The organism is Pseudonocardia sp. OZ21 (genome assembly GCF_059359135.1).
Map to the genome: position 1 here is coordinate 186,747 of NZ_JCADBN010000014.1, position 21,104 is coordinate 207,850.

The following is a 21,104-nucleotide window of genomic DNA, read 5'->3' on the forward strand; positions in this document are numbered from 1 at the left end:
AGCGACGTCGCGTCCGTGGACGCGGCCGCTCCGCCCCCCGTCGGGCCATGCTCTTCGGCAGTCACACTTTCTCCGTTCACGTCGGTTCCCCCCGGCCGCCCGCATCCCCTGGTGGCGGTACTGCTGAGAATAGAACTGTCAGCGATCGGACCGTCGCGGTGTGTACCGGGTTCGGGGAGTCGGCGCGCCAGGCCCTGCAGCAGCACAACGTAGAGTTCGCGGCCCCCTCGGTCATCTCGATAACGCGCCCGAACCCGCCCGAAGCAGAGGCCGCCCTCGAACCAGTGCGGGCACCGGCGCCACCACGCGCGGGTCGCGGCGTGCGACCCTGTCCGGGAAGCGAATTTCGCTGCCGGATACGGGAGGTCGCGGCATGACGTCCTCAGGCGTGCACCTTCGGGAGATCACCGACGACAACCGCGACGCCGTCTGCGCGCTGCGGGTCCGAGGTGACCAGGAGCAGTTCGTCGCCTCGGTGGCCACCTCGCTCGACGACGCGGCCGACGAGCCCGAGGAGAATCCCTGGTACCGGGCCGCGTATCGCGATGGCGAGCCAGTCGGCTTCGTGATGCTCTCGTGGAACGTTCCGGACGATCGTTCCGGAGTCGGGAAGTACTACCTGTGGCGGCTGCTCGTCGACGAGCGCCACCAGGGGCGCGGGATCGGCCGGGAGGTGCTGACGCAGATCGTCGACCTGGTTCGAGCCGACGGCGCCACCGAGCTGTACACCAGTTACGAGCCGGGCGAGGGCGAACCGTGGCCCTTCTACCAGCGGTTCGGTTTCGAGCCCACGGGCGAGGTCGACGACGGCGAGATCGTCCTGCGGCTCACGCTGTCCCCTCGGTGAGCGGCGGCTCCACGCGCCCCGCCCGCCGGTACAGGAGACCTCAGCGGGCCTGAAAATGGCGGAGGTTCGTTGACCTCAGTCATCTGGAGTTCCGCCGCGCGTGGCTCCCGGGGGTGGATCAGGTGAGGTCGTACCGATCGAGGTTCATGACCTTGTCCCACGCGGCCACGAAGTCGCGCGCGAACTTCTCCTTCGCGTCGTCGCCCGCGTAGACCTCGGCGACGGCACGAAGCTCGGAGTTCGAGCCGAAGACGAGGTCGACGCGGCTGGCGGTCCACCTGACCTCGCCGGTGGAGCGGTCGCGGCCCTCGAACGTCTGTGCCGTCTTCGAAGTCGGCTTCCACTCCGTGTCGATGTCGAGCAGGTTGACGAAGAAGTCGTTGGTGAGCGTCCCGGGCGCCGAGGTGAGGACGCCCAGCGGGGACTGCGCGGAGTTCGCGCCCAGCACGCGCAGGCCGCCCACGAGGACGGTCATCTCGGGTGCGCTCAGGGTCAGCAGGTTCGCGCGGTCGACCAGCAGGTGCTCCGCCGGGAGCCGGTTGCCCGTGCCGCAGTGGTTGCGGAACCCGTCCGCGAGCGGCTCGAGCGCGGCGAAGGACTCCACGTCGGTCTGCTCCTGCGACGCGTCCGTGCGTCCCGGGGTGAACGGGACCCGGACGTCGTGGCCCGCGGCCGTGGCCGCCTGCTCGACGGCGGCGCACCCGCTGAGCACGATCAGGTCGGCCAGCGAGATCTTCGGGCCCCCGGTCCGAGCTCTGCCCCAGGACTCCCGGATCTCCTCCAGGGTGCTCAGGACGTGCGCCAGCTCGTCGGGGTCGTTGACTTGCCAGCTCCGCTGAGGCTCCAGGCGGATGCGCGCCCCGTTCGCCCCACCGCGCTTGTCGCTGCCGCGGAACGTCGACGCCGACGCCCACGCGGTGGAGACGAGCTGGGAGACCGTCAGCCCGGAGCCGAGGATCCGGCTCTTGAGGGCGGCGATGTCCTCGTCCCCGACGAGGTCATGGTCCACGGCGGGGATCGGGTCCTGCCAGATCAGCCGCTCCTCGGGGACCAGCGGACCGAGGTAGCGCTGGATCGGGCCCATATCGAGGTGCGTCAGCTTGAACCAGACTCGGGCGAAAGCGTCCGCCAGCTGGTCCGGGTTCTCCAGGAAGCGCCGCGCGATCGGCTCGTAGACCGGGTCGAACCGCAGCGCGAGGTCCGTGGTCAGAACCGTCGGGGCGTGGGTCGTCGACGGGTCGTGGGCGTCCGGCACGGTGCCGGCCCCTCCACCGTCCCTCGGGGTCCACTGCCACAGACCGGCGGGGCTCAGCTCGACGTCCCATTCGAAGCCGAAGAGGGTCTCGAGGAAGCTGTTGTCCCACGTCGTCGGGGTGGGTGTCCACGTGCCCTCGAGCCCGCTGGTGATGGCGTCGGCGCCCGTCCCGGTGCCGTAGGTGGTCTTCCAGCCCAGGCCCTGCTCCTCGATGGCGGCGCCCTCGGGTTCGGGACCGAGGTAGCGCTCCGGGTCGGCCGCGCCGTGGGTCTTGCCGAACGTGTGCCCGCCCGCGATCAGCGCGACGGTCTCCTCGTCGTTCATCCCCATGCGCCGGAACGTCTGGCGGATGTCCCGGGCCGACGTGTAGGGGTCCGGGACCGTGTTCGGGCCCTCCGGGTTCACGTAGATGAGGCCCATCTGGGCGGAGGCCAGCGGCTTCGTCAGGTCCCGGACGCCGGTGTGGCGCTCGTCGCCGAGCCAGGTGCGCTCGGGGCCCCAGTAGACGTCCTCGTCCGGCTCCCAGACGTCCGCCCGGCCGCCGGCGAAGCCGAACGTCCTGAAGCCCATCGACTCCAGGGCACGGTTGCCCGCGAAGATCATCAGGTCGGCCCACGAGATCGTGCGGCCGTACTTCTTCTTCACCGGCCAGAGCAGCCGCCGCGCCTTGTCGAGGTTGCGGTTGTCCGGCCAGCTGTTCAGCGGCGCGAAGCGCTGCATGCCGGCGCTCGCGCCGCCCCGGCCGTCGTGGACGCGGTACGTCCCGGCGCAGTGCCACACCATCCGGATCACGAGCGGCCCGTAGTGGCCGAAGTCGGCGGGCCACCACTCCTGCGAGGTCGTCAGCACCTCGTCGACGTCCTTCGCCAGGGCGTCGAGGTCGACGGTCGCGAACTCCGCGGCGTAGTCGAAGTCCTCGCCCATGGGGTTGGCGGCGGCCGGGTGCTTCCGGAGGATCGTCAGGTCGAGCTGGTCCGGCCACCAGTCACGGTTGCTCGTGCTCCCGGTCGGGCGGCTGTGACCAGCGGCCGAGGCGTGGATGCCGAGGCCCAGGCTCTTGTCGTATGTCCGATATACGTCCTTCATGGTGGAGAACCGCCCTTGGTCCATCCCCGACGTCGCCGGCATGCCGCGGTCGCTGCGTCGGTCGTCTGCCTCGTCACTCGTCCCCGGCCGTGTCACAGACCGGCATCCACCACCCTAAATACCCGGCCGCGCTGCGTCATGTCGTTCACGGTCTCCGCCGCGAACCCCGTGCGGGCGCGGGATGAGCGACAGGTCGCCGGTCCGCGCGTCCGCGTTGGCGGCCTCGACGGCCCGGGTGACCAGTTCGTGGTCGGGCGACAGGTGGCAGACGGGGTCGGTACGGGCGGCGTCGCCGGTGAGCTGGAACGCCTGGCAGCGGCACCCGCCGAAGTCCAGCTCCCGCCGGTCACAGCTCCGGCAGGGATCCGGCATCCAGTCCGTTCCGCGGAACGCGGTCATCACCGGCGACTCGGCCCAGATCCGCTCCAGGGAGTCCTCGCGCACGCTGGCCCGCGGCAACGGCAGCGACTGGGCGGCCGGGCAGGGCAGCACGTCGCCGTTCGGCGTCACGGTCAGCTGCCGGGAGGCCCAGCCGCCCATACAGGGCTTCGGGTAGCGGCTGTAGTAGTCCGGGATGACGTAGATGACGTCCATGCTGTCCCGCAACCGCTCGCGGGCGGCCCGCACGACGAGCTCGGCCGCCTCGAGCTGGGAGCGGCTCGGCAGCAGCGCGTCACGGTTGCGCCAGGCCCAGCCGTAGTACTGGGTGTTGGCGAGCTCCACGCGGTCGGCGCCCACCTCCTCGGCCAGCCGGAGCACGTCGGCGACACGGTCGATGTTCTGCCGGTGCAGCACCACGTTCACGGTGAGCGGCCAGCCCAGCTCCTTGACCACGCCCATCGCCTCGATCTTGCGCTGGAAGGACGGGGTGCCGGCGATCCGGTCGGACACGGCAGGCTCGTCGGCCTGGATGCTGACCTGCACGTGGTCGAGGCCGGCGGCCCGCAGCTGCTCCGCCTTCGGACGCGAGAGCCCGAGGGCGCTGGTCACGAGGTTGGAGTAGAGGCCCAGGTCGTGGGCGGCCGCCACGATCTCCACCAGGTCACGCCGCAGCAGCGGTTCCCCGCCGGACAGGTGGCACTGCAGAACTCCCAGGTCACGGGCCTCCACCAGCACCCGCCGCCAGTCGTCCGTGGTCAGCTCGTCGGAGTAGTCGGCCATGTTCAGCGGGTTGGAGCAGTACGCGCAGGCCAGCGGGCAGCGGTAGGTGAGCTCGGCCAGCAACCCGAAGGGGCTATCCATCGACGATCTCCACACAGCGCCGGGCGGCGAGCCGCGTCAGGAACCGGTGCACCTCGTCGTCGGGGACGGTCCCGTACCGCTCACCCAGCTCGGCGACGATCTCGGCCACGGTGCGCCGCCCGTCGCACAGCTCGAGGATGTCCGCGCCGCTGCGGTTCAGCACCACCACCGTCTCGGGGTGCTGCAGGATGGGCTTCTGCCGGACCTGGCAGAAGCTCATCCGGACATGGCGCGCCAACCGCGGCCGGTCCGATCCGGACACCCCGACACCGGGTCGGGTCGTGGTTCCGGACGGGGTCGGCTCCATGGCGATCACTCCGGGTAGGCCTGGTCGATGGCGTCCATCTGGCTCCACAGGACGTCGCACTTGAACGACAGCGCGTCGACGGCACGCGCCTGGGACTCGGCGGACAGGCAGTGCGCGGTGACCACCTCCATGGCGTGCTCGCAGTCGCGGGGGGCCTGGTCGAGGCGGGCGCGGAAATAGGCGAGACCCTCGGAGTCGATCCACGGGTACCACCGCTCGAACGCGGCCAGCCGCTCCGCCATCAGGTCGGGGGCGAACAGCTCGGTGAGCGAGGACGCCACCGCCTCCACCCACGGGCGGGTCCGGGTGAAGTTCACGTAGGCGTCGACCGCGAACCGCACCCCGGGCACCAGGTGCCGATGGTCGCGGATCTCCTCGCGGGTCAGCCCGGCGGCCTCGCCGAGGCGCAGCCACGCCTCGATGCCGCCCTCGCCTGCCGCGGTGCCGTCGTGGTCGACGATCCGGCGGATCCAGCGGCGCCGGACCTCGACGTCGGGGCAGTTGGAGAGGATCGCCGCGTCCTTACGGGGGATGCTCTCCTGGTAGTAGAAGCGGTTGGCCACCCAACCCTGGAGCTGCTGGGGGCTCAGCCTGCCGGCGTTCATCCGGACGTGGAACGGGTGCTGGTCGTGGTAGCGCCGCGAGTGGGCCCGCAACGTCTCGACGAAGTCGTCGGCGGTTCTCGTGGTCCCGGTTGTCGTCGTCATGTGCCCCGTACCTCGACCTCGAGGCCGTCCGTGGCCACCTGCATGCCGTTGTCCTCCACAATGCGCCGCTCGGGCGCGTCCTCCAGCAGGATCGGGTTGGTGTTGTTCATGTGCACGAAGATCGTCCGCCGCACACCGAGCGACCGGAGCTGCGCCAGGCTGCCGTCCGGGCCGTCGATGGGCAGGTGGCCCATCTCCCGGGACGTCTTGCCGGCCAGGCCGAGCCGCACCAGCTCGTCGTCGCTCCAGCAGGTGCCGTCGATCAGCAGGCAGTCGCAGCCCTCGATCTCCGCTCGGACCGCCGGCGTCAGCGACTGCACCCCCGGCAGGTACACCAGCGTGCCCCCGCTGCGCTGGTCGGTCAGCCGGTAGCCCACGACGCGGCCGTGGTCCACCCCGGCCCCGAAGCGGGTCCGCTTGGTGGTGGGCACGTCGAACGCCCGACAGGACAGCCCGTCGGCCAGTGCGAAGTCGGCGCCGGGGATCACCGCCCGCCACTTGACCGGGCAGTAGCGCTCGAGCGTGCGCAGCACCCCCGAGCCGTCACAGAGTGTCTTGTGGACCGCAGGCGTGGCGTAGAGCCGCAGGGCGCTCGCCTCGCGCAGCAGGAGCAGGCCCAGCGTGTGGTCCAACTCGGCGTCGGTGAGCAGCACCGCCTCCAGCGGCGTCGACCGGTCGTGGTGCGGGTGCAGGCCGGGGAAGGCCTCGATCTGGGTGCGGACGTCCGGCGAGGCGTTGATGAGGAACCACCGGTGACCGTCGGCGCTCACCGCGACCGACGACTGGCTGCGTAGGGATCCGGCCCCGGAGCGCACGGCGGCGCACACCCGGCAGCCGCAGTTCCACTGCGGGGAGCCGCCTCCCGCCGCCGAGCCCAGCACCCGCAGCAACACCCGTGGTACTCCATCCCTCGCCGGACCGACCGTCGGTGGTCGTTCCGAGCCATTGGAGGGCGCCGGACCGAGGTCCGGCGCCGCCCCACGTCCCCCCGGCACCCTCCTAGTCCTCCATCTGAGCGATGTACATGGTCACCTCGGGTGCGACGCCGATCTCTTCGAACTCCGGCGTCTCCCACACAGCGAGCTGAGACTCCACGGATTCACCTCCTCTCCGGCTGATTCCGGCAGATCCGTCATAACGCTATGACGTTTCCTCCGGCAGCGCGAAGGCGATCAAGGCGCTTCCGTGTCCCGCGCCGAGCATGCCGGGGAGGAATCCCTCGGCCCAGCCGCCCCAGCCGACCGGCACGGCGATGTACTGCCGACCGTCGATGCTGTACGTGGTCGGACTGCTGTGGTGCCCGCTGCCGCACTGGAACTGCCACAACTGCTCACCGGTGCTGGCGTCGAGCGCGACGAACTCCCCGGAGGGCTTCCCCGCGAACACGAGGTCGCCGCCCGTGGCGAGGACCGACGCGCACATCGGAAGATCGTTGCGGTAGCGCCACTTCTCCTCGCCGTTGGCGTCGAACGCGCTGATGGACCCCGCCATGTCGTCGATGTCCACCTGAACGCCCGCGCCCCAGTACGGAATGCTTTCCTTGAACTCCCGGCGCCGGCGGGTGGCCGTTGCGCCGGTGTCCTGCACCGGGACGTAGAAGAGTTCGGTCTTCGGGCTGTAGGCCGCGTGCGTCCATTCCTTGGCGCCGGCCGGACCCGGGTAGAAGTGGACCGGTTCCCCCTCCTTGTCGGGGTACACCTTCGCCGTCACCTGGCCGTCCCTCGTGATCGCGCCCCACGTGATGCGGTCCACGAAGGGAGTGATCTGGACCAACTCGCCGTTCGTGCGGTCGACGATGAAGAAATAGCCGTTCTTGTCGAAGTGCCCGAGCAGCTTGCGCCCCTCGGACTCGAACAGGATGCACTCGGCGATGCTGTCGTAGTCCCACAGGTCGTGGGGGGTGCACTGGTAGTGCCACTGGATCTGGCCGCTGTCGGCGTCGACCGCGACGATGCTGTCGGTGTAGAGGTTGTCGCCCTCCCGCACCTCGCCGTCGAAGTCGGGCGCCGGGTTGCCGGTGCCCCAGTACAGGAGGTTCGTCTCCGGGTCGAAGGTGCCGGTGAGCCAGCAGTTCGCGCCACCACGCGCCCAGGCCTCGCCGTCGGTGGGCCAGGTCTCCGAGCCGGGCTCCCCGGGCTTGGGCACCATGTAGCAGCGCCAGCGGTGCTCCCCGCTCTCGAGGTCGAACGCGTCGAGGTGACCGCGTACGCCGAACTCCCCGCCCGAACTCCCGACGATGACCATGTCCTTCACGACCAGCGGTGCGCACGTGGCGCTCTCCCCGGCCCGCACGTCCCCGTAGGTCTTGTCCCAGATCCGCTTGCCGTTGGTGGCGTCGAGCGCGATCAGGTGGGCGTTCGCCGTGACCAGGAAGACCTTCCCCTGAGCCACTGCAACCCCGCGGTTCACGTTCCCGCAGCACAGAGAGACGTCGTACGGGATCGCGTGCTTGTACCGCCAGATCTCCACGCCCGTCTTGGCGTCGAGGGCCCAGGCCCAGCCGTCCCAGCCGGCGACGAACATGATCCCGTCGACGACGATCGGGGCGGCCTCGAACGAGTAGGTCGACGCACCCGCGATCATGCCGGTCGTGCCGGCCTGGAAGATCCACGCGGGGCGGAGAAGCTTGACGTTCTCCGTGTCGATCTGGTCCAGCGGGCTGAACCGCTGTCCGTCGTAGGTGCCGTAGTAGGTGAGCCAGTTGTGGGGCTCGGAGCCTGCGTTGCGGATGCGTTCGTAGGTGACGTCGGCGACCACCGGTGGCGCGAGCTCTGCCCCGGGGGTCTTGTAGTTCAGCGTTGCCTGGTTGACTGCCTCACCCGCGTCGACGTATTCGACGGTCATCTCGTGTTCCTTTCTAGGGCCGCGGCTGTTCGGGGCGATCGAGGCGAGCCTCCGGCGGGACTTCGCCCAGCACCACGATGGCGCCGGTCAGTCCCCGTCCTTCGTCGTTGCCCGTGGGTGAGCTGAACCAGTAGTAGCCCGGGCCGTCGAGGTTGAGGGACGCCCGTCCACGTGAATGGTTCACCAACCAGATGAATTTCCTGTCGCCATTGTTCGGCAACAGCGCGCAGTGCGTGTTGAGGTCGTCGTTGATGAGTTCGAGTTCGAGATCGCCTCCGTGGGGCAGCACCAGAACCGACGGATCCCAGCACAGCTCATCGGGATTGATTCGGATTGTGGCCTGCATGGTTCCATCGGATCTCTCGGTTGCCTGACCGATGTTTCCGGTAGCCAGCAATCGACCGATGGTCGCTTTGTTCTGTTCTTTCAGTCCCAGCTTGTCGAGCAGATCGGATCGTTCCCCAGCAGTGGTTGTCATACCTCCACCTTCCGGCGTTTCCCGAATTCAAATTGTGAACGCTATCACAGCGCTATATAGCGGTCAAGCCCCCGAACGTCCTTCAATTGGATTATCTGTGCGGCGTTTCCGCGGCTCGTGCGTGGGGTACGCACGGCCGATTGATCAAAAACCGAGCCGGCGTCTTGATCAATTGTTGGACAGGGTGAAACGATCAATTACGCGATCATTCGATCGCCGCCACCGCCACCACTTTCTGCGCGGGCGTGCCTGCCGCGGAGGACCGTTGCCGATGGACGTGCGGCGGGCTGCTCGACGAGACGGAAGGCGCCGCGCAGGTGCTGGTCGACCGGCTCGTTCCGGTCGAGCGGGTGGCGATCCGCGCCGGCACCCGCTCGCGGCCCGTCCGAGGCGAGGTCCCGCGCGCCCGGAGGCTCATGGGGCACCTTCCGTCGACCGGGTCGAGAAAGATCCAGGAATTCGCCCGGCGTGCCCACCGGCTGAGCGGGCCGTCCTCGTGATCCCGCCGAACAGCTGCGAAGAATGGTCCGACGATCCGGCGGTGCGTGAGTCTCGACACTGGTCGTCGATTGTCTCGGGACGACCCGTCGTCGGCTCCCGCGGACGACTACGCTGGTTTACGCGGCTCTTTCCGGCCTGCTCGATCGAATCCTTTTACTCGCCCCGCAGGAGTTCCATTGCCCGTCCGCGATCGCGGCCGTCTCGTCGTGCCGCCCCAGCCCCAGGACTTCCTCGACAGTCCGCTCAGCCGGGCGTTGCGGCAGCCGCTGATGCTGGGCCTGTTCCTCCCGCTGCAGACCGGCGGCTGGTCGCAGTCGACGCTGCCACGCGGCACCGACTGGTCCTTCGCCTACAACCTCGAGCTCACGCGCAGAGCGGAGGAGTGGGGGTTCGACATCGCCTTCGGCCTCTCGCAGTGGCTGCCCAAGGGCGGTTTCGGGGGAGAGACCGGGTACCGGGAGAACTTCCTCGACCCCTTCGTCTCCGCGGTCGCGCTCGCCTCGGCCACCCGGTCGATCCTGCTCCTGGGCACCGTGCACGTCCTCTACGGCCCGTGGCACCCGCTGCATCTCGCCAAGTTCCTCGCCACCGCCGACCACATCTCGGGCGGCCGCTTCGGGGCCAACATCGTCACCGGGTACGCGGGCAACGAACCGGCCATGTTCGGCATGACCCGGCCCGAGCACGACAAGCGTTACGCCATGGCCGACGAGTTCGTCGCGATCTGCGAGGACCTGTGGGCCGGTGCCGACAATCTGACCTTCCACGGTGAGCACTGGTCACTGGAGGAGGCCTATGTGTCCCCGCGGCCCGCGTTCGGACGGCCGATCCTGGTGTCGGCGAGTGGCTCTCCCGCCGGTTTCTCCTATGCGGGAAAGCACTCCGACATCGTCTTCGTCTCGAGCCCGGCCGGTGAGGATTTCGACAAGGCGATCGCCGCGATGCCCGATCACGTCAGGAGCGTGAAGGACGCGGCGCGGGCCCAGGGGCGCGAGGTCCGCGTCGTGATCAACCCGACGATCGTCGCCGCACCCACCCGGGACGCCGCCGAGGCGCGGTACCGGGCCATCTCCGACCACGCGGATCTCGAGTCGATCCGGAACTTCACCGGTCGGCACGCCGAGGGCGACAGCCGGTCCTGGCTGGAGCACAGCGCGCGGGGCCGCGCGGTCGGGGGCCACCTGCACGTGGTGGGCTCGCCTGCCGATGTGGCCGACAAGCTGGCCCGGCTGCACGAGACGGGGATCGACGGGGTCCAGATCACCTTCTACGACTACCTGCCCGAACTGGAGTTCTTCGGCCAGGAGGTGCTCCCGCTGCTGGAGAAGGCCGGGCTGCGGCTGCCCCGAGAGGCAGCCTGACCCCGTCGCTTCCGGTCAGCCGGTGGCCTCCGCCAGCCGCGGGCCGATGATCTTCGCGAACGCCTCGACGTCGGTCTGCGGCAGGTCGTAGCCGCTCTCGGCGGTGTGCGACGGGAAGAAGAACACCCTCCGCACCCCGGACTCCTCGTGGGCTTGCAGCAGCCGGTCCGCGCAGTACTCCGGCGGCCCGAACAGCCCGAACGCGTCGGACACCCGCTCGGCGAGCTGAGGGGAGAGCGCGCTGGGCTCGTGGTCATCGGGGATGTCGATCCCCGCAGCCCGCAACCAGCGCAGGTTCGCCACGCTCGGGTAGTTCAGGAACGGCTGCCCCGGCCGGAAGTACCGGCGCGGCCACTCCCGCGCGGTCTCGAAGTCCTCGATCGCCGTGGGCACGATGAAGATCTCCTCCACCGACCCGACCGGACGACCGGCGCGGAGCGCGCCCGCGCGCACGTGCCGGCGGGCCGCCTCGATCCCGTCGGGGTGCAGGCCGACCATCATCACCACCCCGTCGGCCACCTCCCCGGCGAGCTCCAGCATCTTCGGCCCGGCAGCCAGGATGAAGATCTTGGGCGCGGGCGCCGCCACGTTGTTCATGCGCAGCTCGCGGCCGTCCACCACGGCGGGGAGCCCGGCCAGCAGCTGCCGGAGCGCGGTCACCACCTCGCCGAGCTGCTGGCGCCGGGCCTGCGGCTTGCCCGCCTTCTCGACGGACAGGAAGCCGGGCGCGAGCGTCAGCAGGATCCGGCCCGGCGCGATCTCCGCGAGTGAGTTGGCGATCGCGGCCAGCACGAGCGGGTGGCGGGTGACCGGGTTGGTGGTGGCCGGGTACAGCGTCAGCCGGTGGGTGGCGGCGGCGGCCAGGGTGAGCGCAACGTAGACGTCGCGGCCCGAGTGGTGGTGGTCGTGCACACCGACACCGTGGAAGCCGGCGTCCTCGCAGGACCGGATGAAGTCCATCAGCTCCGGTAGCGGGCGGCCGACCGGAACGCGGATGTCGACTTCGATTGCCATCGTTCTCCTACTCGTACTGGGGTGGGGCGGGACGGGCTGCGGTCAGCCGGGCAGGGGGTCGCCCTTGGTCTCGGGGAGGAAGAACACCGCGATCATGCCGATCAGGTAGATCGGCGCGAAGATCGCCGCGGCACGTCCGAAGCCGCCGAGCGCCGTGGCGAGGGTGCCGGTCAGCACCGCACCCACCATCGCGATGTAGCGCGAGCCGCTGAACACCATGCTGATCGCCGTCGCGCGGTGCGCGGTGGAGAACAGCTCGGGGGTGTGCACGGTGTACCAGCTGTAGACGCCGCCGGTGAGGAAGCCGGCCACCAGCTGTAGCCATGTCGCGGCCACGGCGCCGTGCACGGCGAGGAACACGACCGGCACGATCACCAGGCAGCCCACGAAGTAGGCCTGGATCGTGGCCTTGCGGCCCCAGGACTCCGCGAGGAAGCCGAAGGCGATGCAGCCGGCGATCTCGCCTGCGTTGTAGAGCGCCGCCGCCCAGCCGGTGAAGAACGCCACCCGGCTCGGGTCGTGCACCAGGCCTCCCACGAAGCTCGGGAGGTACGAGCTCACGGCCCACCAGCCGCCGGTGATCGCGATCGACGCCACCAGCGCACCCAGGAAGTTGCGCCGCACGCCGGGGCGGAGCAGGTCGGCGATCGAGGTGGCCGAACGCCGCGTGGCCGACCACAGCGCCGACTCCGGGATGTGCTTGCGGACCAGCAGCACGAGCAGCAGCGGCAGGATGCCGAAGAGGTACATCCAGCGCCACGACAGCTGCAGCGTCGAGCCGAGCAGCACCCACAGCGCCGACACCAGCAACCCGCCGAGCGAGAAGCCGCTCTGCAGCAGACCCGCACCCTTGGCGCGCCACCGCTGCGGCCACACCTCCTGCAGCAGCGAGGTGCCGACCCCCCACTCGGCCCCGATGCCGACGCCGGTCAGGAACCGGGCGATGCCGAAGATCCACCAGTTGTCGGCCAGTGCGGACAGCGCGGTGAACACGCTGTAGACCACCACCGCGACGATCATGGTGCGGCGGCGGCCGAGCCGGTCGCCGACCATCCCGCCGAGGATCCCGCCGGTGGCCCACCCCGCGAGGGTGATCGCCACCAGGTAGCCCTGGTAGGTGGGGAGGTTGTGCAGCTGGTCGACCGGCAGCAGCTCGGTGAGCGTGGGCCGGGCGGTGATCAGCAGGACGAACGTGTCGTAGCCGTCGGCCACCCAGAACACCAGGGTGAGCGCCAGGATGCCCCACGCGCGACGGTCGAGCCTGGTCGCGGGTTCCGCGAGCAACGGTGCGGTCACGTCAGATCCGTGAGTCGGCGCGGGTGGCGGGGGCGAACAGCTCGGTCATGTCCGGTGGCGCGGAGACCAGGCCCTGCTCCGCGAGGTACCCGGCGAAGGTGTCGAGTGCCGTCCGGTTCGCGTCGAGGCCGTAGGGCCACGGGTCGGCGCCGAACACCTCCTGCTGACGTTCCAGGGCGTCGAGCAGGAACGGGATGGTGTAGCGCAGCGCCGGCTTGTCCGCCGCGCCGGCCAGGGCGAAGCCTTTGGCCTGGGTGAACGCCTTGTAGAGGCTGCGGGCCACCCAGGGGTGTGCCCGGTCCACGTCGGCCCTGACCACGAGCATGTGCATGATCGGGAAGATCCCGGTGCGGGTGTAGTACTCCACCTCGCGCGCCGCGTAGTCGGCCCACAGCCGCCGCACCTCGTTCCCGGCGCGGAACACCGAGGGCACGCGAGGGGCCATGAGCGCGTCGATCGAGCCGTCGAGCAGCGCCTGGGACAGCGTGTTCTCGACGTGCTCGATGCGCACCCACTCGGGCAGCTCCAGCGCCTGGCGCTCGACGCGCCCCGGCTCCTCCAGCCCACCGGTGCACCAGACGATGTCGGTGGTGTCCACGTCGAAGTCGTGGCGGAGCAGCGCCCTGGCCCACACCGCGGCCGTCATCTGGTACTCGGGCACGCCGATGCGCTTCCCGGCCAGGTCGCGGGCATCGGTGATGTCGGAGTCCTTGCGGACGTACAGCGTGGAGTGCCGGAAGCTGCGGGACAGGAACACCGGCACGCCGACGAAGCGGTCGTCACCGCGCGCGTGGGCGATGGCGTAGCTGGACAGCGACATCTCGGCGGCGTCGAACTCGGCGTTGCCGAGCATCCGCCAGAAACACTCCTCGGGCTCCAGCGTGATGAGGTTCAGGTCGATGCCCTCGGGCCGGACCCGGCCGTCGGCCAGCGGCCAGACCCGGTCGTAGTCGCCACAGGCGAGCGTCAGGGGAACGCGCGTCATGGGTGTGTGTTCCTCATTCGTCCAGATAGGTACGGATCACCGAGAACCGGAGGTACTCGTCGTTGATGTGCGCCACGGTCACGGCGACGGGTTGCTCGTCGTCGCGGATATGGGTGTGCCGCAGCCGCAGCAGCGGTTGGGCGGCGGGGATGTGCAGGGCCTGGGCCAGCGTGGGGGAGGGCAGCACCGGCCGCACCTCGGCCACGGAGTAGCAGACCGGTGGCCCGACGTGGGTCTCGACGAACTCGAAGGTGGACCGCCCGGCGTCCAGCTGTTCCGGGCTCTCGCCGAGCAGTGCGGCCGGGATGAGGTCCACGCTATGCACGGCCGGTTCACCGTCCGCGTCGAAGATCCGCTCGATCTGCAGAGCCGGCGTTCCGGCGGTGAGCTCCAGAGCCGTGGCGTCGTCGGCACCCAGTTCGACGACGCGCTGGTCCACGATCCGCACCGACGGCTCGTAGCCTGCCTGTCCGAGCAGATCGACGAAGGCGCCCGCCTCGGACAGGTTGGCCCCGACGCCGAGCGCGTAGCGGTTGATGAAGGTGCCCCGCCCGTGCAGGCGGCGGATGCGGCCCTCCTGTTGCAGCGCCTGCAGCGCCGACCGCAGGGTCGCCCTGCTCACGCCGAGCGCGGTGGAGAGCTCGGCCTCGGACGGCAGCCGCAGCGTGCCCTTCGCACCGAGGCGGATCACCACCTCGCGCAGCTGGTCCCGCACCTGGCGGAAGCAGTCCGTGGTGACGGTCTCGAGCTGCAGCACGTCGGCCAGAGCGCTGTCCGTGGACTTCCTGGTGGCCATGGCTCAGTCGCCCGACCGGTCGCCGATCGGTCCGTGGTAGCCGCGCAGCCACTCCACCAGCTCGGCGAGCCTGCCGACGATGTGGTCGTGGTAGCGCTTGCCCTTGTCATCGGACAGCCCGAGCGAGGAGCTGAAGCTGCCGGTCGGGCTGAAGGCGCGCTGTTCGTCGCCCGACCAGATGATCTCGACGCCGTCCGGGGCGGGGCCGAACAGGTCGTTGCCGACGAAACCGCCGAAGACCTCGTCGAAGTCCACCGAGGCGTCGGTCAGCCGGTCGGTGCGGATCTTGCCGGGGTAGCGGTAGTGCACGTGCGAGAGCTCCAGCTCACCGGCGTGGTGCTCGTTGGTCTCCTTGATCGTCGGAGCGCTGGAGCGGGCCAGGTGCAGCGGGTCGGCGACGGCGAAGAGGACCTGCGGCAGCTCCTCGTCGTGCAGCACACGCACCGCGCTGTTCAGGGCGGGCAGGTTCGAGCCCTTGTGCCCGTTGAGCAGGATGATCCGGTCGAACCCGTGACGCGCCAGGCTGCGGGCCACGTCGCGGATCAGCAGGGTCAGCGTGTCGGGCCGGATGGTGATGGTGCCGGGGAACGCGCCGTGGTGCGACGAGTCGCCGTACCAGATCGGGGGCGCCACCAGCACGCCCGTGCGTTCGGCCACGTCCTCGGCGAGCGTCATCGCCACGTAGGAGTCGACGCCGAGCACGCCGGCGGGGCCGTGCTGCTCGGTGCTCCCGACGGGCACGATGACGATGCGCTCGTGCTGGAGGTAGGAGTCAACTTCTTCCCAGGTCAGGTCCTGGATCCAGACCGAGGGTCGGTCGGCGGTCATGGCGACTCTCACTTTCGAAGGGTAGACGTCTGACGTCTAACCTAGACTCGCCCGAGGTCGAGAGCGAGGAGTGTGATGGACGGCGCGACCAGCACCGATGAGTCCACCGACGGCGAGGGCCAGCGGGGTCGCCTCCGCGTGCCGCCGCTGCTGGGGGCCGCTTTCCTGATGGCGATGAGCGCGGCCGGCCCCGGCTTCATCACCCAGACCGCTTCCTTCACTGTCCTCTACGGTGCCTCGTTCGCCTGTGCGGTGGTGGTGTCGATGGTCATCGACATCGCGGTGCAGATGAACGTGTGGCGGATCCTCGGGATCTCCGGCCAACGTGCCCAGGACCTGGCGAGCAAGGTCTTCCCCGGCGCGGGCCAGGTGCTCACCGCGTTCGTGGTGCTGGGCGCGATCGTGTTCAACATCGGCAACATCGCGGGCGCGGGCCTGGGCCTGCACGACCTGCTCGGCGTCGACAGCCGGATCGGTGCCGCGATCAGTGGCTGTATCGCCATCGCGATCTTCCTCGGCAAGGCGGTCTTCACCGCCGTCGACCGGGTGATGGTGGTGCTCGGCCTCGTCAAGATCTGCCTGATCATCGCCCTGGTGGTGGTCACCGCTCCGCCGGTGGGGCAGGCCGTGGTCGGCGTCGTCGCCCCGCACGGGCTGCCGTTCCTGCCGATCCTCACGCTGATCGGCGGCACGGTCGGCGGCTTCATCACCTACTCGGGCGCCCACCGGCTGATCGACTCCGGCATCACGGGGGTCGACAACATCTCGCGGATCAACCGCGGGGCGCTCACCGGCATCCTCGTGGCGTGCGTGCTGCGGATCGTGCTGTTCCTCGGGTTCTTCGGGGTGGTGGCCACCGGCGTGCACCTCGCCAACGCGAACGACGCGGCGGGCTCGAGCTTCCTGGCCGCGTTCGGCCCGGTGGGTCTGCACCTGTTCGGGCTGGTGTTCTGGGCAGCCGGGATGACCAGCACCATCGGCAACTCCTACACCACCGCGACGTTCCTGCGGTCCTACGCGGCTCCGATCCGGCGGCACATGAACCGCACGGTGATCGTGCTCGTCGCGCTGGCCACCGTCGCGTTCGTCGTCGCCGGGCAGACGCCGCAGTCCATGCTGGTGTTCGCGGGGGCCATCAACGGCCTGGTCCTGCCGATCGGCCTGGCCATCATCCTGTGGGTCGCGCTGCGCCGTCGCGACCTCATCGCCCGCCACACGTATCCGAAGGTCCTGCTCGGCGCAGGCGTCGCGGCCTGGCTGTTCACCGCCTACGCCGCGGTGGTGTCGCTGACGTCGATCGGATCGATCTTCCACTGAGGAGCACCATGACGATCCAGGCCCCGACCGGCGCCGTTGACGCCGCCCCCGCCACGATCAGCCCCGCGCAGGCGCGCAGCCGTTTCCGCGCCGGAGCACGGGTGCCCACCGCGGGCTGGGCGCCCGGCTACGCGCAGGCCAACATGATCATCGTCCCGCGCGAGTACGCCTACGAGACGCTGCTGTTCGGCCAGCGCAACCCCAAGCCGTGCCCGATCATCGACGTGACCGAGCCGGGCAGCCCGTACACGGCGCTCGCCGAGGGTGCCGACCTGCGCACCGACCTGCCCGCCTACCGCGTCTGGCGCGACGGGGAACTGGTCGACGAGCCCGACGAGATCACCCGCTACTGGTCCGACGACCTGGTGGCGTTCCTCATCGGCTGCAGCTTCACCTTCGAGACGCCGATGCTGGCCGCCGGCATCGAGGTGCGGCACATCAGCGCCGGGAGCAATGTGTCGATGTACAGCACCAACCGCCCCTGCCGCCCCGCCGGGCGGCTCAGCGGGCCGTTGGTCGTGTCGATGCGGCCCATCGCCGCCGACCGCGTGGCCGAGGCCGTCCGGATCAGCGGCCGGTTCCCGGCCGTGCACGGTGCGCCGGTGCACATCGGCGAGCCGGAGGCGCTGGGCATCACCGACCTGTCGAAGCCCGACTTCGGTGACCCCGTGGAGATCCGCGAGGGCGAGGTGCCGGTCTTCTGGGCCTGTGGGGTCACGCCCCAGGCGGCGATCATGACGTCCCGGCCGCCGTTCGCGATCACCCATGCGCCGGGGCACATGTTCATCACCGACGTGCCTGACCACACCTACGCCGTCTGACCGCGGGACTCAGTTCTGCCAGTCGGAGCCCAGGATCACCTCGACGAAGTCACCACGGCGGAAACCGGGCACGAAGTGGGCGAGCACGTCGGCCTTCACGTTGCCGAACGTGGTCTCCGGCCGGTCCTTGATGCCGTCGGTGAACGCGGCGAGGATCTCGTTCTTGAAGTTCGGGCGCGGGTGCGCCGCCACGATCGCGGCGCGCTGCTCGTCGGTGATCGCGTCGTAGCCGATCCCGAGCACGTCCAGCTCGACCCCGCGGGTGACCAGGGCGATCTCCGGTGCCATGTGCAGCGGGATCTCCGGGGTGGTGTGCAGCGCGATGGCGGTCCAGATGCGCTCGGCGCCTGAGGCGTCGAGCCCGTGTCGCAGCAGGAACCGGCGCGCCTCGTCGGCCCCGTCGATCTCGAAGCGCTGGTCCGTGCGCCGGTACTTCGTGGTCAGCCCGAGGTCGTGGAACATGGCGCCCACGTAGAGCAGCTCGGGGTCGAACTGCAGGTTCTGCTCGCGGCCCCGCAGGCTGGCGAACAGGTAGACCCGCCGGGAGTGGTGGTAGATCAGGGGCGTTGCCGCCTCGCGCACCAGCTCGGTGGCCTCGGCGACCAGCCGGGTGTCCGGGATCTCGATGTCGGAAATCGTCTCTGTCATGCGTCCAGCATCAGGTGACGGCGGCATCGGGCACCATGTCGTGAGGGACGGGACAACCACAGATCCGGACACGAGCGGGGGACGGGGCGTGGCACCACATCGGGTCGGGATCCTCGTGTTCGACGGGGTGACCATGCTCGACGTCAGTGGTCCTGCCGAGGTGCTGGGAAAGGCGTGCCAGTTCGGCTCGTCCTACGAGGTCGTCCTGCTCTCCCCGCACGGTGGTGACGTGCAGACCTCCGCCGGCCTGCGGCTCGGACCCACGACGGCCGCCCACGAGGTGGGCGTGCTGGACACCGCGATCATCGCGGGCGGCGACCGGCTGCCGGTGCAGGTCATCGAGGAGGAACTGCTCGGCGCCGCCCGGATGGTCGTGGCGGCGGCCGGCCGGGTGGCGTCGGTCTGCACGGGGGCGTTCGTGCTGGCCTCGCTCGGCGAGCTGGACGGGCGCCGTGCCACCACCCACTGGCGCCACGCCGAGCGCCTGGGGCGGCGGTACCCGAAGGTGCTCGTCGAACCCGACGCGATCTTCGTGGCGGACGCCCACGTGGTGACCTCCGCCGGGGTGAGCGCCGGTATCGACCTGGCACTGGCGCTGGTGGAGCACGACGAGGGTGCTGAGGTGGCGCGGCAGGTCGCGCAGGAGCTCGTGGTCTTCCTGCAGCGACCGGGTGGCCAGTCGCAGTTCTCCGTGGCCACCACCACGCCCGTGCCCCGGAGCGCGCCGATCCGGGCGCTGCTCGCCACCGTGCTCGCCGCCCCGGACGGCGACCACTCGCTCACCACGATGGCGGCCGCCATCCCCACGAGCACCCGCCACCTGGTGCGCCTGTTCCAGGACGAGGTGGGCACCACGCCGGCGCGCTGGGTGGAGCGCACCCGCATGGAAGCGGCTCAGCGGCTCCTGCTCGAAGGCCACAGCATCACCGCCGCGGCGCGGCTGAGCGGGCTGGGCAGCGACGAGTCCCTGCGCCGGGCCTTCGGCAGGCACCTCGGCATCACCCCGACCGAGTACCGGCAGCGGTTCGCCAGCACCCGGCGGCAGAGCAGCCGGCCGTGAGCCATCGCGACGGCCGATAGCCGCCGGCGAGGCGCCCGTCCGGCCGGACAACATCAGCGCGTGACCCCGACGGAGTGACCCCTCGGGCGTCGCGCGGTCAGGCCCAGCTGGGGCTGTCGGCCGGTTCCTTCACGGTGACGTTGAGGCGGTTGAAGAAGTTGATCGTGGCGATCATCAGGACGATGCCCGCGAGCTGTCGCTCGTCGTAGTGCTCGCCTGCCGCGTCCCAGACCTCGTCGGGCACGCTCTCGCCCGGGTGGTCGGCGAGCCGGGTGGCGCACTCGGCGAGCGCCAGCGCGGCGCGTTCGGCGTCGGTGAAGAACGGCGCGTCCCGCCAGACCGCCACCGTGGCCAACCGTTCGGCGGTCTCGCCCGCCTTCTCGAGCGCCTGCACATGGCCGACCACGCAGGCGCTGCAGCCGTTGATCTGACTGGCTCGCAGGGCGACCAGTTCGAGGGTCGAGCCGGGCACGTTTGTCCGGCTCGTGGCCTTGAGCAGGTGCTGGATGCCCGTCATGGCATCAGGGAGGACAAGAGCCGGGTTCTTCATGCGTGCGGTCATGCTGGTTCTCCTCGGGGTGTTCGTCGCGTGTCACATCGACGGCGTCCTGCGGGTCACTGCTCTGACACCGGGCGACGGAGGAATGTGACGGATGGACCAGCACGACTTTCTGGCGGCGCGCTTCGAGGAGCACCGACCCCACCTGCGATCGGTGGCCTACCGGCTTCTCGGCTCGCTGAGCGAGGCCGACGATGCCGTCCAGGAGACCTGGCTGAGGCTCAGCCGCTCCGACACCGATGAGGTGGCGAACCTGGGCGGATGGCTCACCACGGTTGTCGGTCGGGTGGCCCTCAACATGCTGCGTTCCCGCAACCAGCGACGTGAGGAGCCCCTCGACGTCCGGGTGCCCGACCCCATCGTGACCCGGCTTGACGGTGGCGACCCCGAGCACGAGGCGCTGCTGGCCGACTCGGTCGGCCTCGCCCTGCTCGTGGTGCTGGAGACCCTGACACCGGCGGAGCGGCTCGCGTTCGTCCTGCACGATCTGTTCGCCATGCCCTTCGACGAGGTCGCCGCCGTGGTCGGGCGTACCGAGCCCGCCACCCGCCAGCTCGCCAGCCGCGCCCGCCGCCGGGTGCAGGGAGCGGCCCCCACCCCGGACCGCGACCGGGCCCGCCAGCGCGAGGTCATCGACGCCTTCCTCGCCGCCGCGCGGGGCGGCGACATCGACGGGCTCCTCGCGGTCCTCGATCCCGACGTCGTGGTGCGTTCCGACGGAGGCACCCTGCGCCCGAGCAGCGTCCTGCAGGGATCGGAGGCCGTGGCCCGGGGGGCTGTCGTCTTCGCGCAGATCGCCGAGCTCACCCGCCCCGCACTCGTCAACGGGGCGGTCGGGGCCGTGGCGATGTCGGAGGGCCGTCCGCTGTCGGTCGCCGCGTTCACCGTGGTGGGAGGGAAGGTGGCGCGGCTCGACATCCTCAGCGACCCCGAGCGTCTGGCCCGGCTCGACCTCTCGGCGCTCGACGAGCCATGATCGTTCCGAGATCCGGTTGTGCGTCCTGGTGAGGTCGGATACGCGGATCTCGCGGCGTTGGCGTCGATTCTGTCGGGGTAGACGGATAATGTCGAACACATGTTCGAGATCGACACTCACCGGCTGGTGCCGCGCTCCGCGCCACTGGCGTGGAGTGATGTCGCTCCCGACGGTAT

At 70.1% G+C, this 21,104-nt stretch carries 21 protein-coding genes; 6 read left to right on the forward strand and 15 right to left on the reverse strand.

Annotated features, from left to right (window positions below):
• The first annotated feature begins 373 nt into the window (after positions 1 to 373).
• Positions 374 to 847, forward strand: coding sequence for a GNAT family N-acetyltransferase (locus AC5L35_RS28285; protein ID WP_495062749.1), 474 nt, complete (start codon positions 374 to 376; stop codon positions 845 to 847).
• Positions 848 to 965: 118 nt separating this feature from the next.
• On the opposite strand, the gene katG is transcribed toward AC5L35_RS28285, so the two are convergent.
• The 8 genes from katG to AC5L35_RS28325 form a co-directional block, all read right to left on the reverse strand.
• Complete coding sequence (gene katG, locus AC5L35_RS28290) at positions 966 to 3,188, reverse strand: catalase/peroxidase HPI (protein ID WP_495062750.1); 2,223 nt, start codon at positions 3,186 to 3,188, stop codon at positions 966 to 968.
• A gap of 114 nt (positions 3,189 to 3,302) precedes the next feature.
• Positions 3,303 to 4,430, reverse strand: coding sequence for a pyrroloquinoline quinone biosynthesis protein PqqE (gene pqqE, locus AC5L35_RS28295; RefSeq protein ID WP_495062751.1), 1,128 nt, complete (start codon positions 4,428 to 4,430; stop codon positions 3,303 to 3,305).
• Positions 4,423 to 4,692, reverse strand: a complete 270-nt coding sequence (gene pqqD, locus AC5L35_RS28300; RefSeq protein WP_495062752.1) for a pyrroloquinoline quinone biosynthesis peptide chaperone PqqD — start codon at positions 4,690 to 4,692, stop codon at positions 4,423 to 4,425. The genes pqqE and pqqD overlap by 8 nt, the downstream gene beginning before the upstream one ends.
• A gap of 50 nt (positions 4,693 to 4,742) precedes the next feature.
• The gene (gene pqqC, locus AC5L35_RS28305) at positions 4,743 to 5,444 is read right to left on the reverse strand and encodes a pyrroloquinoline-quinone synthase PqqC (protein WP_495062753.1); all 702 of its coding nucleotides are present in this window, start codon (positions 5,442 to 5,444) and stop codon (positions 4,743 to 4,745) included.
• The gene (gene pqqB, locus AC5L35_RS28310; protein WP_495062754.1) at positions 5,441 to 6,337 is read right to left on the reverse strand and encodes a pyrroloquinoline quinone biosynthesis protein PqqB; all 897 of its coding nucleotides are present in this window, start codon (positions 6,335 to 6,337) and stop codon (positions 5,441 to 5,443) included. The genes pqqC and pqqB overlap by 4 nt, the downstream gene beginning before the upstream one ends.
• A gap of 106 nt (positions 6,338 to 6,443) precedes the next feature.
• Complete coding sequence (gene pqqA, locus AC5L35_RS28315) at positions 6,444 to 6,539, reverse strand: pyrroloquinoline quinone precursor peptide PqqA (RefSeq protein WP_312858909.1); 96 nt, start codon at positions 6,537 to 6,539, stop codon at positions 6,444 to 6,446.
• Positions 6,540 to 6,584: 45 nt separating this feature from the next.
• Positions 6,585 to 8,288 (reverse strand): PQQ-dependent dehydrogenase, methanol/ethanol family, encoded by a 1,704-nt coding sequence (locus tag AC5L35_RS28320; RefSeq protein WP_495062755.1) that lies wholly within the window; start codon positions 8,286 to 8,288, stop codon positions 6,585 to 6,587.
• A gap of 13 nt (positions 8,289 to 8,301) precedes the next feature.
• Positions 8,302 to 8,766, reverse strand: coding sequence for an MSMEG_3727 family PQQ-associated protein (locus AC5L35_RS28325; protein WP_495062756.1), 465 nt, complete (start codon positions 8,764 to 8,766; stop codon positions 8,302 to 8,304).
• A 677-nt stretch (positions 8,767 to 9,443) separates the two neighbouring features.
• On the opposite strand from AC5L35_RS28325, the gene AC5L35_RS28330 reads away from it, so the two are divergent.
• The gene (locus AC5L35_RS28330) at positions 9,444 to 10,628 is read left to right on the forward strand and encodes an LLM class flavin-dependent oxidoreductase (protein WP_495062757.1); all 1,185 of its coding nucleotides are present in this window, start codon (positions 9,444 to 9,446) and stop codon (positions 10,626 to 10,628) included.
• A 15-nt stretch (positions 10,629 to 10,643) separates the two neighbouring features.
• Here the strand turns inward: AC5L35_RS28330 and AC5L35_RS28335 are convergent, their stop codons facing one another.
• Genes AC5L35_RS28335 through AC5L35_RS28355 form a run of 5 tightly spaced genes read right to left on the reverse strand, consistent with a single transcriptional unit; the run spans position 10,644 to position 15,559 of the window.
• On the reverse strand, positions 10,644 to 11,642 hold the full coding sequence (locus AC5L35_RS28335) for an LLM class flavin-dependent oxidoreductase (RefSeq protein WP_495062758.1): 999 nt from the start codon (positions 11,640 to 11,642) through the stop codon (positions 10,644 to 10,646).
• A gap of 42 nt (positions 11,643 to 11,684) precedes the next feature.
• The gene (locus AC5L35_RS28340) at positions 11,685 to 12,938 is read right to left on the reverse strand and encodes an MFS transporter (protein ID WP_495062759.1); all 1,254 of its coding nucleotides are present in this window, start codon (positions 12,936 to 12,938) and stop codon (positions 11,685 to 11,687) included.
• A 1-nt stretch (position 12,939) separates the two neighbouring features.
• Positions 12,940 to 13,923 (reverse strand): ABC transporter substrate-binding protein, encoded by a 984-nt coding sequence (locus AC5L35_RS28345; protein WP_495062760.1) that lies wholly within the window; start codon positions 13,921 to 13,923, stop codon positions 12,940 to 12,942.
• Positions 13,924 to 13,936: 13 nt separating this feature from the next.
• Complete coding sequence (locus tag AC5L35_RS28350; RefSeq protein ID WP_495062761.1) at positions 13,937 to 14,719, reverse strand: GntR family transcriptional regulator; 783 nt, start codon at positions 14,717 to 14,719, stop codon at positions 13,937 to 13,939.
• Positions 14,720 to 14,722: 3 nt separating this feature from the next.
• Positions 14,723 to 15,559 carry a creatininase family protein gene (locus tag AC5L35_RS28355; RefSeq protein ID WP_495062762.1) on the reverse strand — a complete coding sequence of 279 codons (837 nt, stop codon included), beginning with the start codon at positions 15,557 to 15,559 and terminating at the stop codon, positions 14,723 to 14,725.
• A 63-nt stretch (positions 15,560 to 15,622) separates the two neighbouring features.
• Between AC5L35_RS28355 and AC5L35_RS28360 the strand changes: the two genes are divergently transcribed.
• Entirely contained in the window at positions 15,623 to 16,864 is a 1,242-nt protein-coding gene (locus tag AC5L35_RS28360; protein WP_495062763.1) for an NRAMP family divalent metal transporter, read from the forward strand.
• Between the two features lie 56 nt (positions 16,865 to 16,920).
• Positions 16,921 to 17,685: a putative hydro-lyase gene (locus AC5L35_RS28365; protein ID WP_495062778.1), complete on the forward strand. Its 765-nt coding sequence runs from the start codon at positions 16,921 to 16,923 to the stop codon at positions 17,683 to 17,685.
• 9 nt (positions 17,686 to 17,694) lie between these two features.
• Here AC5L35_RS28365 and AC5L35_RS28370 read toward each other — a convergent pair whose 3' ends face one another.
• The gene (locus tag AC5L35_RS28370) at positions 17,695 to 18,333 is read right to left on the reverse strand and encodes an HD domain-containing protein (protein WP_495062764.1); all 639 of its coding nucleotides are present in this window, start codon (positions 18,331 to 18,333) and stop codon (positions 17,695 to 17,697) included.
• 88 nt (positions 18,334 to 18,421) lie between these two features.
• Between AC5L35_RS28370 and AC5L35_RS28375 the strand changes: the two genes are divergently transcribed.
• A complete protein-coding gene (locus AC5L35_RS28375) occupies positions 18,422 to 19,393 on the forward strand; it encodes a GlxA family transcriptional regulator (RefSeq protein ID WP_495062765.1) in 972 nt (323 codons plus the stop codon).
• Positions 19,394 to 19,490: 97 nt separating this feature from the next.
• On the opposite strand, the gene AC5L35_RS28380 is transcribed toward AC5L35_RS28375, so the two are convergent.
• Positions 19,491 to 19,955 carry a carboxymuconolactone decarboxylase family protein gene (locus tag AC5L35_RS28380; RefSeq protein WP_495062766.1) on the reverse strand — a complete coding sequence of 155 codons (465 nt, stop codon included), beginning with the start codon at positions 19,953 to 19,955 and terminating at the stop codon, positions 19,491 to 19,493.
• A 91-nt stretch (positions 19,956 to 20,046) separates the two neighbouring features.
• Between AC5L35_RS28380 and AC5L35_RS28385 the strand changes: the two genes are divergently transcribed.
• The gene (locus tag AC5L35_RS28385) at positions 20,047 to 20,928 is read left to right on the forward strand and encodes a sigma-70 family RNA polymerase sigma factor (RefSeq protein WP_495062767.1); all 882 of its coding nucleotides are present in this window, start codon (positions 20,047 to 20,049) and stop codon (positions 20,926 to 20,928) included.
• Positions 20,929 to 21,104 lie beyond the last annotated feature (176 nt).

Coding starts and splice junctions, on each gene's coding strand:
- AC5L35_RS28285 (WP_495062749.1), top strand. CDS start 374: ATGACGTCCTCAGGCGTGCACCTTCGGGAGATCACCGACGACAACCGC.
- katG (WP_495062750.1), bottom strand. CDS start 3,188: ATGAAGGACGTATATCGGACATACGACAAGAGCCTGGGCCTCGGCATC.
- pqqE (WP_495062751.1), bottom strand. CDS start 4,430: ATGGATAGCCCCTTCGGGTTGCTGGCCGAGCTCACCTACCGCTGCCCG.
- pqqC (WP_495062753.1), bottom strand. CDS start 5,444: ATGACGACGACAACCGGGACCACGAGAACCGCCGACGACTTCGTCGAG.
- AC5L35_RS28320 (WP_495062755.1), bottom strand. CDS start 8,288: ATGACCGTCGAATACGTCGACGCGGGTGAGGCAGTCAACCAGGCAACG.
- AC5L35_RS28325 (WP_495062756.1), bottom strand. CDS start 8,766: ATGACAACCACTGCTGGGGAACGATCCGATCTGCTCGACAAGCTGGGA.
- AC5L35_RS28335 (WP_495062758.1), bottom strand. CDS start 11,642: ATGGCAATCGAAGTCGACATCCGCGTTCCGGTCGGCCGCCCGCTACCG.
- AC5L35_RS28345 (WP_495062760.1), bottom strand. CDS start 13,923: ATGACGCGCGTTCCCCTGACGCTCGCCTGTGGCGACTACGACCGGGTC.
- AC5L35_RS28350 (WP_495062761.1), bottom strand. CDS start 14,719: ATGGCCACCAGGAAGTCCACGGACAGCGCTCTGGCCGACGTGCTGCAG.
- AC5L35_RS28360 (WP_495062763.1), top strand. CDS start 15,623: ATGGACGGCGCGACCAGCACCGATGAGTCCACCGACGGCGAGGGCCAG.
- AC5L35_RS28370 (WP_495062764.1), bottom strand. CDS start 18,333: ATGACAGAGACGATTTCCGACATCGAGATCCCGGACACCCGGCTGGTC.
- AC5L35_RS28380 (WP_495062766.1), bottom strand. CDS start 19,955: ATGACCGCACGCATGAAGAACCCGGCTCTTGTCCTCCCTGATGCCATG.
- AC5L35_RS28385 (WP_495062767.1), top strand. CDS start 20,047: ATGGACCAGCACGACTTTCTGGCGGCGCGCTTCGAGGAGCACCGACCC.